This is a genomic window from Euryhalocaulis caribicus (assembly GCF_000412185.1).
GTDB classification, from domain to species: Bacteria; Pseudomonadota; Alphaproteobacteria; order Caulobacterales; family Maricaulaceae; genus Euryhalocaulis; species Euryhalocaulis caribicus.
This window is the reverse complement of record NZ_ASJA01000002.1, coordinates 1-14319: the sequence shown is the minus strand read 5'-3', so window position 1 is coordinate 14319 and position 14319 is coordinate 1. Positions and strand designations below refer to the sequence as shown.

Below are 14319 nucleotides of genomic sequence, written 5' to 3'. Positions count from 1 at the left end.
CAGCATATTGTTTTTAAAGACAAAAATTCCCCCTCCGCGCTCCTCACGGGAGGCGGTTATCGAGTTCAATCCGTCTTAAGATTGGTACGTCGATCAGCAAGGAGGAGGATACTTAGACGGCACTGCGAATCAAACCCCAAAATTCGCCGCTGGAGGGAAACGAGTCACTTGACAAGAAAAAACCGGAACCCCGGAGGGGACTTAGGTTTACCTTTCTTAACATTTTTTTTCAGCGGGGTGACAGCGCGAAAAAGCGCGCAAACGGGGCCCATAAAAAAACGCTCCGGCGCAGGTTCTGGCCGGAGCGTTTTGAAATTTATTGCGGATTCATGACGGCCCGGCGACAGGCCGGAAACCAGCGCGCCGTGTTCAGGCGCTCATCGCCTTGATGCGCGAATTCAGGCGCGAAACCTTGCGGGACGCCATCTTCTTATGAACCACGCCGTGGCCGGCCGCCTTGTCCAGTTCGGACTGGGCCTTGCCGAGCGCCTCGCGGGCCGCCGCCTGATCGCCGGAAGCAATCGCTTCCTCGACCTTGCGGACATAGCCGCGCATGCGCGAACGGCGGACGGTGTTGACTTCGGTGCGGCGCGCAATCTTGCGGACCATCTTTTTCGCAGAACGCGTATTGGCCATGAGCCTTATACTTCCGTGTTCAGGGTCGTCGTAAATTCATCGGGCCGCGCGCGCATTTCGCGCCGCTGCGGCGAAGGCAGGCGAGATATAAGGATAGGCGGGCCGCGTCAAGCGCGCGGCGCCGCGCAAGCTCAGCGATTCTTGAAATGCGGCGCCCGCTTCTCTGCGAAGGCGGCCATGCCTTCCTTCTGGTCCTCGGTCGAGAACATGGAATGGAAGACGCGGCGCTCGAACCGCACGCCCTGGCTGAGCGTGGTCTCATAGGCCTGGTTCACCGTCTCTTTCGCCATCATGGTGATGGGGCGGGAGAAGCCGGCGATCTTGCGGGCGGCCTCCATGGCCTCCTCCATCAGGTCGTCATCGCTGACCAGACGGGAGACGAGGCCGCAGCGCTCGGCTTCCTGCGCGTCCATGGTGCGGCCGGTGAGGCAGAGATCCATCGCCTTGGCCTTGCCGATAAAGCGCGGCAGGCGCTGGGTGCCGCCGGAGCCGGGCATGACGCCGATGGTGATTTCCGGCTGGCCGAACCTGGCGTTTTCGGAGGCGATGATGAAGTCGCACATCATGGCGATCTCGCAGCCGCCGCCCAGCGCATAGCCGGACACCGCGGCGATGACCGGCTTGCGAAAGCGGTCCACCGACTCCCACGTCTTCGCGAAGGGGTCGTTCTTGTAGAGATCAACGAAATCGCGGCCCTGCAATTCCTTGATGTCGGCGCCGGCGGCGAAAGCCTTCTTGGAGCCGGTCAGGACCACGCAGCCAATGTCGTCATTGGTTTCGAAATCGGCGAGCGCCTGGGCGAGTTCGGTGGTCAGCTGGTCGTTCAGCGCGTTCATCGCCTTGGGGCGGTTCAGCGTGATGACGCCGACCGCGCCGTCGGTTTTCACTTCGATCGTCTCAAAAGCCATATCCGGACCATCATCCTTGAGTGTGGCGGCTGCGCGTCTTGCGGACCGACGAGCCGGTCCCGCGCGCGAAAGCCGGGCCTCATAACGCAACCCGCGCCCTGTGGCGAGGGGGCGCCTTCAAACGCGTTCAGCGCTGGCAGGACGAGCAGAAAAAGCTGGACCGCCCTGCTTGCACAATCCGCGTCACGGGCGCGGCGCAGGCCCGGCAAGGCTCGCCTTCACGCCCGTAAACGGAAAAGGAATGCTGGAAATAGCCCAGGGTTCCGTCCGTCAGGGCGTGATCACGCAAGCTTGATCCGCCCGCCGCGATCGCCTCCGACAGCACGGCTTTGACCGCGGCGGCCAGTTTTTCGCATCGCGCCGCGCCCACATTGGCCGCCAGGCGGCGGGGAGAGATCTTCGCGCGGAACAGGGCCTCGCAGACATAGATATTGCCAAGGCCCGCCACGATGCGCTGATCCAGCAGCGCCGCCTTCGCCGGCGTTCGCCGCCCCTTGAACGCGGCGTGCAGAACGGGGCCGTTGAAGGCGTTGGAAAGTGGTTCCGGCCCCAGCCCGTCCAGATAGGGCGAGGTCTCGCCGGGCGCGATCAGGGTCATGAAGCCGAACCGGCGGGGATCGTTGAAGGTGACGCGGCGGCCTTCCCCGGTCTCGAAAATCACGTGGTCGTGCTTCGAGTCGAGGTTTCTGGGATGGGCGAAATCGCCGGGCGCTGTCCCGTCCACGCGGAAGGAACCGGACATGCCCAGATGCATCAGCAGGGACTCGCCGGTGTCCATTTCCCCCAGCAGGTATTTGGCGCGGCGGCCCAGACGGATCAGGCGCGCGCCCTCCAGTCTTTCCCGGAAGCGCGGCGGAAAGGGAAAGCGCAGATCGGGGCGGCCCAGCGTGACGGTTTCCAGGCGCGCGCCCTCCAGCGCCGGGGTCAGGCCGCGCCGCACCGTTTCGACCTCGGGGAGTTCGGGCATGGCCTACCGGGCGAGGTTTTTCATGATGCCCCGGATCACCTGCCGCGACAGCTCGGTGGATGCGGTGCGCAGGAAGGATTTCATCGAGGCCTCGAAATAGGATTGCCGGCCGGAGGATTTGCGGGACGAGGAGCGGCGGGATGTCGACGCCTTCGCCTTGTCCTTGCCGGCCTTTTCAGCGGCGGCGAGTTTCTGCTCGGCGCGCTCGGCCAGAATTTCATAGGCGGACTCGCGATCCTGCGGCGTGTCATAGCGCCCCGCGGCCGGGCTGCCGGCGATGATGCGGCTGCGCTCTTCATCCGTGATCGGGCCGATCTGCGAGGATGGCGGGCGGATGAGCGTGCGTTCGACCACGGTCGGGCGGCCCTTGGCGTCCAGCGTGGAGACCAGCGCCTCGCCAACGCCCAGCTCTGTGATCACCGCCTCGGAGTCCAGCTCCGGATTGGGCCGGAAGCTCTGGGCCGCGGCTTTCACGGCCTTGCGCTCGGCCGGGGTATAGGCGCGCAGGGCGTGCTGGATGCGCGTTCCCAGCTGGGCCAGAACGTCATCGGGCACGTCGCGCGGGTTCTGGGTGACGAAATAGATGCCCACGCCCTTGGAGCGGATCAGCTTGGCGACCTGTTCGATCTTGTCCAGCAGCGCCCTGGGCGCATCTTCGAACAGAAGGTGCGCCTCGTCGAAAAAGAAGACCATGCGCGGCTTCTCGGGATCTCCGACCTCTGGCAGTTCCTCGAACAGTTCCGACAGCAGCCAGAGCAGGAAGGTGGAATAGAGCCGCGGTTCGGCGATCAGGCCGGTGGCGTCCAGCACGTTCACATAGCCGCGGCCCGACAGGTCCGTGCGGATCAGATCGGCCAGCGACAGGGCCGGTTCGCCGAAGAAGCGGTCCGCGCCCGCACGCTCCAGCACCAGAAGCCGGCGCTGAATGGCCCCGACGGAGGCGGTGGAGACCTGACCGTATTCGGCGCTGATCTCCGCGCGGTTCTCGGCCACATAGGTCAACAGGGCGCGCAGATCCTTCAGGTCCAGCACCAGAAGCTTCTGGTCATCGGCCAGCGCGAAAGCGACGGTCAGCACGCCTTCCTGCGTCTCGTTCAGGTCCAGAAGGCGGGAGAGCAGCAACGGCCCCATTTCCGATACCGTGGTGCGGATCGGGTGGCCTTTCTCGCCCAGCAAATCCCAGAAGACGGTGGGGGCGGCGGCGTAATCATACGGGTCCAGGCCGATGGACCGGGCGCGCTCATGCAGCTTGTCATGCAGTTTGTGCGTATCCGCCCCCGGCGCGGCGAGGCCGGAAAGATCGCCCTTTATGTCTGCGGCGAAGACAGGAACGCCGGCCTCGGAGAAGGCTTGCGCCAGAATTTGCAGGGTGATGGTCTTGCCCGTGCCGGTCGCGCCGGCGATCAGGCCGTGACGGTTGGCGCGGTTGAGAAGAAGGCTCTGGGGGCCGTTCGGCGACCCGCCGACAAAAACGCTATCGCTCACGTGCGCGCATCCCGGTAAATGGAAGAAGAGAAAAGACGATAGCCCCCGCCCCGCCCGGCTTCAACGCGGCTTGACGCGGCCGGCGAAGCATTCGCGAATAGGGACCATGGACCAGGCGGGGAAAATCTCACTTTCCATCATTGCGGCGGGCGTGGTGATCACCGGGCTGTTCTGGTTCCGGGAGATCCTGGCCCCGTTCGCGCTGGCGGTGTTCCTGTGGCTGGTCATGGACGCCTTTGCGCGGCGGCTGCACGAAAGCATCCGTTTCATGCCGCGCTGGCTGGCCCTGCCCATTGCCATCCTGCTGGTTCTGGCGGGCATGGTGGCGGTGGTCATGGTGATCGTGGACAGCGCCGCGCAATTTGCCGGCAACGCCAGCGCCTATGACGCGCGCATCGCGCAGGCGATATCGGAAACCTATGCCCTGCTGGGGCTGACCGATCCGCCGACCCTGGCGCAGCTTTTCGAGCGCGCGGGGCCGGGCCGCTTCTTCGCCGAGGTTGCCTCCGCCCTGCAGAGCGTCATCTCCAACGCGGTTTTCGTGCTGATTTTCGTGGGCTTCCTGTTCGCCGCGCAGGCGGGCTTCCCGCAAAAGCTGGACGCCTTGTTCCCGGACGCCGAGGGTCGGATGCGCGCGGCCAGCGTGATGGAGTCGATCCGCGAGAGCATCGAGAAATATCTCTGGGTCCAGACCATCGTCAGCGTGATCACCAGCGTGCTGTCCTACGCCACGCTGAAATTCATCGGGCTGGACAATGCGCTGTTCTGGTCTTTCGTGATCTTCCTGCTGAATTACGTGCCGACCATCGGCTCCATCGTGGCGACGGTCCTGCCGACCCTGTTCGCGCTGGTGCAGTTTGAATCGCTGTGGATGGTGGCGGCGGTGTTTGGCGGGGTCGGCGTGTGGCAGTTCGTCATCGGCAATTTCCTGCAGCCGCGAATGCAGGGAGAGTCGCTGAACCTCTCCACGCTCGTCGTGTTGCTGTCGCTGGCGATCTGGGGGGCGATCTGGGGAATTGCGGGAATGTTCCTGGCCGCGCCGCTGACCGTCATGGTGATGATCATACTGGCGCAGTTCCCCTCGACCCGGCCCGTCGCCATCCTGCTGTCGGGAGACGGCAAGCCGGCCGAGGGCGTGGCCATACCGCCAAGGCCGTCCATGTAGCGCGCCGCGCCGCTGTCAAAACAAATGAACCGACTGACCTGGCCGCACGTTCACACAGTTGTGACCGGCGCGAAGGAGCATTTTTTCCGTCCGGTCCCATATTCGTCTTTCGCGGCGTTGTTCGCCGCAGACATGGAGACCTACATGGCCCGTCTTTTCGCCATCGCATTCGCCGCCGCAGCCTTGCTGGTGTCGGCGGTGTTCGTCGCGCAGGCGGGCGAACGGCCGCTGTTCTTCGATCAGGGCGAAACCGCCGTCGCCCAGACGGTCTAAGAGCCTGAAGTTTTTAGCCGGACGAATTCAAGGAACACAGACCTCAATCCCATGTCCCCCTACCCCACAGCAGACTGAGGTCTGTTCATGACGCCGCCGGCTCGCCCTCCCCCTAGAGCCGGCGGCGTTTCCTTTTGAGGGTATCAGAATCTACCAGGGCAGTTTTTCGCCGGAATAGCGGATGAATTCGCCGGACCGGTCGATGGTCAGGTTGTCCACGACTTCCTGTTCGCCCTGCACCGATTCCTCCGTGCTGATCTTGGCGTTGGGGCCGCCCATATCGGTCTGGACCCAGCCGGGGTGGAACGCCACGACGGTCACGCCCTTGTCGGCCAGATCGGTGGCCATGGAACGGGTCACCATGTTCAGCGCCGCCTTGGATGCGCGATAAGCGTAAACCCCGCCCGATCCGTTATCGGCGATAGAGCCCATCTGGCTGGACTGCATGGCGATGATTTTGCGGTCCGATTTCTCGACATGGCCGATCAGGGCCTCCGACAGACGCAGCGGGCCGGTGACATTGACATCGAACACCGCGTTCATCGTGTCCGCCGCCGTGCCGAACACCTGGTTGGAGCGGTCGCCCGCCGTGCCGGCGTTATTCCAGAGGATGTCGATCGGCTCGTCGATCTCGCCCGCCAGGCGCGCGGCGTCTTCGGGCCTGGACTGGTCGAATTTGTGAACGACGATCTTGCCGCCGGACGCATTGGCGAGGGCCTTGAGTTCATTGGCGCTCTCGGGGTCGCGGCAGCAGGCGTGCACGCGCGCGCCCTTGTCCGCATATTGCCGGACATGCTCAAGGCCGATGCCGCGATTGGCGCCGGTAATCAGGACGGTGGTCATGGCGGTCTCCGTGATTTTCTACGATTAACTGGAATGAATAACGCGCCAGAGACGTAAGAGGCGCTGAGATTTTCGCCAGAGACCTGAAAAATCGGGATGTCTCGCCCCTTGCGCCGCCGCGCACGAAGGCTAGCATCCGCGCCAAGAACAGAACTTGATCAGGGAGGACGCCGTTTAAGATGGAAGCGGTCGTCAGCGCAACGCACGCCTTCAAGGAATCCGATTTCCTGGAGGCCGCCCGTAACAGCGATCTTCAACAGCTCAAGGGCCCGGACGGGCTCGACAAGCTCGCCGAAGCCTTTCTCAAACAGATTCACGAAGACGCCATCGCGGAGGACCTCGAAACCCTCTCGATGGAGGACGTGCTGCATCTGGCGGCCGAGTTCTGGAGCTTCGGCCAGATGCGCAAGCCGGGCGAAGCCCTGATCCGCATCCGGCCCGGCAAGGGCGCGGACGGTCAGCCGATCCGGCGCGACATCCTTGAGATCGTTTCCAATGACCGGCCCTTCATCGTCGACTCGGTGATGTCGGACATCGCCGCAGAGGGGCGCGACGTGCTGGCCATGTTCCACCCCATCGTGGTGGTCAGCCGGTCCGATTCCGGCGAACGCATGAACGGCGCGGAGGCGCGCGCCGAATCCATGATCCAGGTGCATCTGGAGCCGATGGGCGCGGCCGAGCGCAAGGCCGTCATCGAAAGCCTGCACGCCACGCTGGAGGACGTGCGACTGGCGGTCGAGGACTGGCCCGACATGCTGGGATCCATGGACGCGGCGATTGACGAGCTGGACGCGGCCAAGACCGAGGCCAGCGAGGAGGAGCAATCGGAATGCGTGGCGTTCCTGCGCTGGCTGCGGGACGATAATTTCGCGTTTCTGGGCTGCCGGCAGGTCGCCTTCCTGCGGGATGGCGATGGAAACCTGCTGAACGAGGAGCCCGACACGGTCGAGGGCAGCGAGTACGGCATTCTGCGCGACCAGACGCGCAACGTGCTGCGCCGGGGGTCGGAGCCGACCGTGCTGAGCCCGCAGGTGCGGCAATTCCTGAAAGAGCCCGCGCCGCTGATCGTGGCCAAATCCAATATGCGGTCCCGTGTCCATCGCCGGGTCTATATGGATTATATCGGGGTCAAACGCTTCGGCGAGAATGGCGAGGTAACGGGCGAGACGCGCTTTGTCGGCCTGTTCACGGCGGAAGCCTATAACCGTATGGCACGCGACGTGCCGCTGATCCGCCGCAAGGTGCGCCGGGTGCTGGAGCGCGCGGGCAAGCTGCCGGGCAGCCACAACGCCAAGAAGCTTCAGAACATCGTCGAGAATTATCCGCGGGACGAGCTGTTCCAGACGGACGAGGACGATCTCATGGAGATCAGCCTCGGCATCCTGCATCTGGACGACCGCCCGCGCCCGCGCCTGTTCCTGCGCCGCGACCGGTTCGACCGGTTCATCTCCGCCCTCGTCTTCATTCCGCGCGAACGCTACAATACCCGCCTGCGCGAACAGGTGGGAGAGATGCTGCGCGCCGAATATGACGGGCGGCTTTCGGCCTTCTACCCGCAGTTCGGCGACAGCGCGCTGGCGCGGGTGCATTTCATCATCGGCCTGAACCCGTTCGAGCATCCCGAGCCGGACGTGCGCGACCTTGAGCGCAAGATTTCCGAGCTGGCGCGAACCTGGGAAGACGATTTCGAGGCGCATGCGCGCGAGCACGCCATTGATGACGTGCGTGCCGTCGCCGACCTCTATACCGAAGGCTTCACGGCCGGATACCGCGAGCGGTTCACGCCGGAAGAGGCGCTGGACGATGTGGAGAAGATCGAGGCGCTGGGCCCCAGGCCCGATATCCAGGTGCGCGCCTGGCGGCGGGCGGGCGACGAGCCGGACGTCCTGCGCTTCAAGCTGTATCACGCGGCCGATCCGCTGCCGCTGTCCAAGGTGATGCCGATTCTGGAGCATCTGGGCGTCGACGTGATCTGGGAGGCCGGATACCGCGCCAACCGGCGCGGCGAGGACGCCGCGGATGAGACGGTCTGGATCCATGATTTCGAGATGCGCGCCCCGGCCGGGGCCGATCCGGAGGATTTCGACACCCGCGCCCTGTTCGAGGACGCCTTTGTCGCCGCATGGACGGGCCAGAACGAATCCGACGGTTTCAATCCGCTGATCCTGAAGCTGGGCGTGCCGTGGCGCGATGCGGCCTTCCTGCGCGCCTGCGCGCGCTTCCGCCGCCAGACGGGCGCCGATGTCTCGCAAGCGGTGCAGGAACAGACGCTGGTCCAGAACCCGGACATTGCACGCCTGCTGCTGAAGCTGCGCAATGCGCGCTTCGATCCCGATTTCGAGGGCGATATGGATGTCCGCGCCGCGCGGGCGCAGGAAATCGACGCGGAGATCGAGGCCGCGCTGGTCAATGTCTCCAGCCTGGACCATGACCGCGTGTCGCGCCGTCTGCGCGACCTTCTGAAAGCGACATTGCGGACCAATTTCTACCAGCGGGACGAAGACGGAAATCCGCTGACCCAGATCTCCCTGAAGATCGACTCCAAGGCCGCCGGCGGCCTGCCCGATCCCAAGCCCTATCGCGAGATTTTCGTCTGGGCGCCGCATGTCGAAGGCGTGCATCTGCGCTTTGGCCCGGTGGCGCGCGGCGGGCTGCGCTGGTCCGACCGCCGCGACGATTTCCGCACCGAGGTGCTGGGCCTTGTGAAGGCGCAGCAGGTAAAGAACGCGGTGATCGTGCCGGTCGGCTCCAAGGGCGGGTTCTATCCCAAACGCCTGCCGTTCGACGCCGGGCGCGATGCGATCTTCGAGGAAGGCAAGCGGGCCTATAGATCCTTCATCCGCGGTCTTCTCGACATCACCGACAATATTGTCGACGACCGCGTGGTGCACCCGAAACAGACCGTCATCTGGGACGGCGAGGACCCGTATCTGGTCGTCGCCGCCGACAAGGGCACGGCGACCTTCTCCGACATGGCGAACGGGGTGGCGGCCGATTACGATTTCTGGCTGGGCGACGCTTTCGCCTCCGGCGGCTCGGTCGGTTACGACCACAAGGCCATGGGCATTACCGCCCGCGGCGGCTGGGAGGCGGTGAAGCGGCATTTCCGCGAGCTGGGCAAGGATATCCAGAGCGAGCCGTTCACGGTCATCGGCATTGGCGACATGTCGGGCGACGTGTTCGGCAACGGCATGTTGCTGTCCGACCAGATTCGCCTGATCGCCGCCTTCGACCATCGCGACATCTTCATCGACCCGGACCCCGATCCGGCGAAGTCCCACGCGGAGCGCAAGCGCCTGTTCGAACAGGCCCGCAGCTCCTGGCAGGACTATGACGCTTCCCTGATCTCGAAGGGCGGGGGAATTTTCTCCCGCGGCGCCAAGTCGGTGACGCTGACCCCGGAAATTCAGGCGATCACCGGGCTGAAAGACGAGACCGTCACGCCGAACGAACTGATGCACGCGCTTTTGAAGGCGCAGTGCGAGCTGATGTGGTTCGGCGGCATCGGCACCTATGTGAAAGCGGATTCGCAGCAGAACTGGGAAGTCGGCGACAAGGCCAATGACGCGATCCGCGTGAATGGAAGCGAGGTCGGCGCCAAGGTGATCGGCGAGGGCGCCAATCTGGGCGTGACGCAGCTGGGCCGGATCGAGTTCGCCCGCGCGGGCGGCAAGATCAACACCGACGCGGTGGATAACTCCGCCGGGGTGGATTGCTCCGACCACGAGGTGAACATCAAGATCCTGCTGAACGGCGCGATGCGCGGCGGCAGCCTGAAGGCCGAAGACCGCAATGCGCTGCTGGCGAAGATGACCGATGACGTCTCCCGGCACGTTCTGGCGCATAATTATCATCAGACTCTGGCCATCTCGATCGCCGAGGCGACGGCCTATGAGGATCTGGACGCGCATGAGCGCATGATGGTGCGGCTGGAGGAGGAAGGCCGTCTGGACCGCGTGGTCGAGAACCTGCCCTCCACCGAAATCCTCAAGGAGCTGCGCGAGGATAATCGCGGTCTGACGCGGCCCGAGATCGCGGTGCTGCTGGCCTATGCCAAGCTGACCCTGTTTGACGATCTGGTGGCTTCGTCCGTGCCGGACGACCCGCATTTCGACATGCTGCTGGAAGGCTATTTCCCGCACCAGCTGGACAAGTTCGACGAGGAAATGCACGGCCATCGCCTGAAGCGGGAGATCATCTCGACCGTGCTGGCGAACCAGATGTGCGATCTGGGCGGGCCGACCTTCCTGAACCGGGCGCGGGAAACGACCGGCGCCAGCGTCGGCGATATCGCGCGGGCGTTCGAATGCGCCCGCCGCATCTTCCGCTATACGGAGCTGAGCGCCGATATCAACGCGCTGGACAACAAGGCCCCGGCGGCGATGCAGATCGAACTGCACCGCGAGACGATGCAGCTGCTGCGCCGCCAGACCTACTGGCTGACCCGCCGGGTGCGGGGCGTGGGCGGCGGCGATGCGCGGCCCGTGCAGGAAATGATCGCGGCCTACCAGCCGGGCGTGGACGCGCTGAAGTCGGCGACCAGCGACATGCTGTCCCCGTTTCAGCGCAAACGCCTGAACGACCGCGAGGACGCCTGGGTGAAACAGGGCGCGCCGCGCGAACTGGCCCATGACGTGGCGCAACTGGCGCCGCTGACCTCGGCCAGCGACATCATCGACCTGGCCCATGACGCGGGCTGGCCGCTGGAAAATGTCGCCTGGGTCTATCACCGCGTGGCGGGCCGGTTCGATTTCGACCGCCTGCGCGTCTCTGCCCTGAAACTGACCAGCCCGCAGCACTGGGACCGGCTGGCGGCGCGGCGTCTGGTGGAGGAGCTATACAGCGCGCACCAGAAGCTGGTGGCCTCCATCCTGACCTATGGCGCGGACCGCAAGGCCGAGACGCCGGACGCGGACTGGACCAAGTCTCTGGTCGATGCGTGGCTGGCCGAAAACGGCCACGAGTCGGCGCGGGCGGATCTGGCGCTGAAGGAGCTGAAGGCCGGATCCAACTGGACATTGTCCAAGCTGGCCATCGCCAACACCTATCTCCGCGAGTTCTCGGAAGTCGTGAAACCGTAAGAAAATCGGGCCGGGGAGTCGAAATTGGCTTCCCGGCGCGTGTTTGCGGCGCCTAGAATGGCGCGCATGGGAAATCCGGTTGTTCATTTCGAGGTCGGCTGCCGCGACAAGGATCGCTCGGCGAAGTTCTTTTCCGATTGTTTCGGGTGGGAGGCCGGCCCCTATCACGACCTCGCCAAGTCCCTGACTCCGGGCGGGGACAGCATTGACGGCCATGTCACCGCGCTCGGCCATGAACCCCACAATTATGTGCTTTTCTATATCGAGGTCGAGGATATCGCGGCCGCGCTGGAAAAGGTGACGGCCGAGGGCGGCGCGGCGCATATCGGGCCGCTGGAAATCCCCGGCGATGGCCGCAGCTTTGCCTGGTTCAAGGACCCGGACGGGAACATGCTGGGCCTGATCACGCCGAAAGCGGACTAGCCGCGAACTAGCGCGTCAGCGTCTCTTCCAGAAAATCTGTAAATCGCGCGCGGTTCTCCGCCGTGGCTTCCGCATTGTATTCGAACCCGATGCCGGTCGGTTCGGGATCGTCGAAGGCGTGAGTGGCGCCGGGTACGGAGACGATGTCCGCGCCGCTGGCCGTCAGGGCGTCGCGGCATGCGGCGCTGTCCCCGACATAATCGTCCTCCGGCACGACGGCGAGGATGGGCGCGCCGTTCGCCGCGTGCTTGCCCGGCCAGCGCGCGGGAAAGCGGCAATAGGGATAGACCAGAAAGGCGGCGTCCACGCCCTCGGCCTCCACCGGGCGCCGGGTCAGCGCCTCGGCCGCCGCCCAGGCGCCGTGCGACCAGCCGGCCAGCGCCACACGGGACGTATCCAGCCGCGCATCCGGGAGATTATCGAGCAGCACGGCGATGTCATGGGCGCGCTGGTCGCCATGCAGGCGGAAGCCGGTGCAGACCGTTGTGACCGCGCGCAGGCGGCCGATGCCGCGCGGGGCGAAACTGTCCATCACCACCGCCGCCACGCCGGCGTGATTTGCGGCCTCGGCATAGTCTTCCATGAAGGGGCGCGGCCCGCCGCAGCCATGCATCAGCACCGCGACCGGGAACGGGCCTTCCCCCTCCGGGTAATGGACCGTGACGCCGTCCTGAAGCGCGGCCCAGTCCACCCGCTCCGGCGGCGCGGCCGCCCATGTCAGCAGGGCGATCAGCGCGACGACGATGACGGGGAAGAGGACGCGGCGCGCCATGACGGCCTAGTGCCGGAAGTGCCGGACGCCGGTGAAGGCCATGGTCAGGTCGTGCTCGTCCGCGGCGGCGATGACTTCCTCGTCACGGATGGAGCCGCCCGGCTGGATGATCGCCGTCGCCCCTGCTTCGGCGGCCTGCAACAGGCCGTCCGCGAAGGGGAAGAAGGCGTCGGAGGCGCAGGCCGAACCTTTGGCCAGCGACTCCGGCTTTTCAGCCATCTCCGCGGCTTCGGCGGCCCGCATGGCGGCGATGCGCGCGGAATCCTTGCGGTTCATCTGGCCCGCGCCGATGCCCGCCGTCTGGCCGTCCTTCGCATAGACGATGGCGTTGGATTTGACGTGCTTGCCGACGGTGAAGGCGAACAGCATGTCGGCCACTTCCTGATCGGTCGGCTGGCGCCTGGTGACGATGTTCAGGTCGTCCGCCGTGATCCGCCGCGCGTCGCGGCCCTGGACCAGCATGCCGCCGGCGACATTGCGGAAGGAGAGCCCGTCGCTGCGCGGGTCCGGCATGCCGCCGGTCAGCAGCAGGCGCAGGTTTTTCTTGCCGGCGAAGATTTTCATCGCCGCTTCATCCGCGCCCGGCGCGATGACAACCTCGGTAAACACCTTCACGATTTCCGCCGCCGTCTCGCCGTCCAGCGGCATGTTGGCCGCCACGATGCCGCCAAAGGCGGAGACGGGGTCGCATTCCAGCGCCCGGCGATAGGCCTCGATCTGGCTCTTGCCGACCGCCACGCCGCACGGATTGGCGTGCTTGATGATGGCGATAGCCGGGCCGTCCGCAGGATCGAATTCCGCGGCCAGCTCGAACGCCGCGTCCGTGTCGTTGATGTTGTTGTAGCTGAGTTCCTTGCCCTGAACCTGTTCGGCCGTCGCCACGCCCGGGCGGCCCGAGCCGTCGGTGTAGAAGGCCGCCGACTGATGCGGGTTCTCGCCATAGCGCATCGTCTGCTTCAGGGAGCCGCCGAAGGCGCGATAGGCCGGGGCGTCGTCGCCCAGCTCTTTCGCGAACCAGTTGGAGATTGCGGCGTCATAAGCCGCCGTGCGGGCATAGGCGCGGGCGGCCAGCTTCTGGCGCGTTTCATAGGTGGTCGCGCCGTCCTGTTCCTTCATCTCGGCCAGCGTCGCCTCGATGGCCTCGGTATCGACGCAGACCGCGACATGGGCATGGTTCTTGGCGGCGGCGCGGATCATTGCCGGGCCGCCAATATCGATGTTCTCGATGGCGTCGTCATAGTCCGCCCCGCCCGCGATCGTCGCCTCGAACGGGTAGAGATTGACCCACAGCAGTTCGATGCCGGAGATGCCGTGCTCCTCCATCGCGGCGGTATGGGCGTCCAGGTCGCGGCGGGCCAACAGGCCGCCATGCACGCCGGGGTGCAGCGTCTTCACGCGCCCGTCCATCATCTCCGGATAGTTGGTCAGTTCCGAGACATCGCGGACCGGCAGCCCGGCCTCTTTCAGCGCCTTCGCCGTGCCCCCGGTGGAGACCAGCTCGACCCCCATCTCGTTCAGGGCGGTGGCCCGCTCGACCAGCTTGTCCTTGTCGGAAACGGAAATCAGGGCGCGGCATACGCGGACGGAATCGGACGCGGACATGGCGGTAAGGCCTCTTCTTCAATGACGATGCGAGATTGGCGGCTCGCCTAGCATGGGGTTGGGTGTTGGGGAAGGCGGCGTGTGTTCTTCCCCCGCACGCGGGGGGAAGTGTCGGGCGCGTAGCGTTCGGACGATGGGGGCAGTTTGACGTTCGCGCCGCCCCT

At 65.2% G+C, this 14319-nt stretch carries 11 protein-coding genes; 4 read left to right on the top strand and 7 right to left on the bottom strand.

Annotated features, from left to right (window positions below; genetic code table 11):
- Window positions 1–369: 369 nt before the first annotated feature.
- The 4 genes from rpsT to L338_RS01850 form a co-directional block, all read right to left on the bottom strand.
- Window positions 370–636, bottom strand: a complete 267-nt coding sequence (gene rpsT / locus L338_RS01865) for a 30S ribosomal protein S20 (RefSeq protein ID WP_022696660.1) — start codon at window positions 634–636, stop codon at window positions 370–372.
- Window positions 637–767: 131 nt separating this feature from the next.
- Window positions 768–1544, bottom strand: a complete 777-nt coding sequence (locus tag L338_RS01860) for an enoyl-CoA hydratase (RefSeq protein WP_022696659.1) — start codon at window positions 1542–1544, stop codon at window positions 768–770.
- Between the two features lie 127 nt (window positions 1545–1671).
- Window positions 1672–2511, bottom strand: coding sequence for a bifunctional DNA-formamidopyrimidine glycosylase/DNA-(apurinic or apyrimidinic site) lyase (mutM, locus tag L338_RS01855; RefSeq protein WP_022696658.1), 840 nt, complete (start codon window positions 2509–2511; stop codon window positions 1672–1674).
- Between the two features lie 3 nt (window positions 2512–2514).
- A complete protein-coding gene (locus tag L338_RS01850; RefSeq protein WP_022696657.1) occupies window positions 2515–3996 on the bottom strand; it encodes a helicase HerA-like domain-containing protein in 1482 nt (493 codons plus the stop codon).
- A gap of 106 nt (window positions 3997–4102) precedes the next feature.
- Here L338_RS01850 and L338_RS01845 point away from each other — a divergent pair, with 106 nt between their 5' ends.
- Window positions 4103–5161: an AI-2E family transporter gene (locus tag L338_RS01845; RefSeq protein ID WP_022696656.1), complete on the top strand. Its 1059-nt coding sequence runs from the start codon at window positions 4103–4105 to the stop codon at window positions 5159–5161.
- A 144-nt stretch (window positions 5162–5305) separates the two neighbouring features.
- Window positions 5306–5434, top strand: coding sequence for a hypothetical protein (locus L338_RS18075; RefSeq protein ID WP_277813410.1), 129 nt, complete (start codon window positions 5306–5308; stop codon window positions 5432–5434).
- 150 nt (window positions 5435–5584) lie between these two features.
- Here the strand turns inward: L338_RS18075 and L338_RS01835 are convergent, their stop codons facing one another.
- Window positions 5585–6277, bottom strand: a complete 693-nt coding sequence (locus tag L338_RS01835) for an SDR family oxidoreductase (protein WP_022696654.1) — start codon at window positions 6275–6277, stop codon at window positions 5585–5587.
- A gap of 179 nt (window positions 6278–6456) precedes the next feature.
- On the opposite strand from L338_RS01835, the gene L338_RS01830 reads away from it, so the two are divergent.
- Both L338_RS01830 and L338_RS01825 read left to right on the top strand, forming a co-directional pair.
- The gene (locus L338_RS01830; protein ID WP_022696653.1) at window positions 6457–11358 is read left to right on the top strand and encodes an NAD-glutamate dehydrogenase; all 4902 of its coding nucleotides are present in this window, start codon (window positions 6457–6459) and stop codon (window positions 11356–11358) included.
- 57 nt (window positions 11359–11415) lie between these two features.
- A complete protein-coding gene (locus L338_RS01825; protein ID WP_022696652.1) occupies window positions 11416–11781 on the top strand; it encodes a VOC family protein in 366 nt (121 codons plus the stop codon).
- A 7-nt stretch (window positions 11782–11788) separates the two neighbouring features.
- Here L338_RS01825 and L338_RS16205 read toward each other — a convergent pair whose 3' ends face one another.
- Window positions 11789–12553, bottom strand: a complete 765-nt coding sequence (locus L338_RS16205) for a dienelactone hydrolase family protein (protein WP_022696651.1) — start codon at window positions 12551–12553, stop codon at window positions 11789–11791.
- Window positions 12554–12559: 6 nt separating this feature from the next.
- On the bottom strand, window positions 12560–14155 hold the full coding sequence (gene purH / locus L338_RS01815; RefSeq protein WP_022696650.1) for a bifunctional phosphoribosylaminoimidazolecarboxamide formyltransferase/IMP cyclohydrolase: 1596 nt from the start codon (window positions 14153–14155) through the stop codon (window positions 12560–12562).
- Between the last annotated feature and the right edge of the window lie 164 nt (window positions 14156–14319).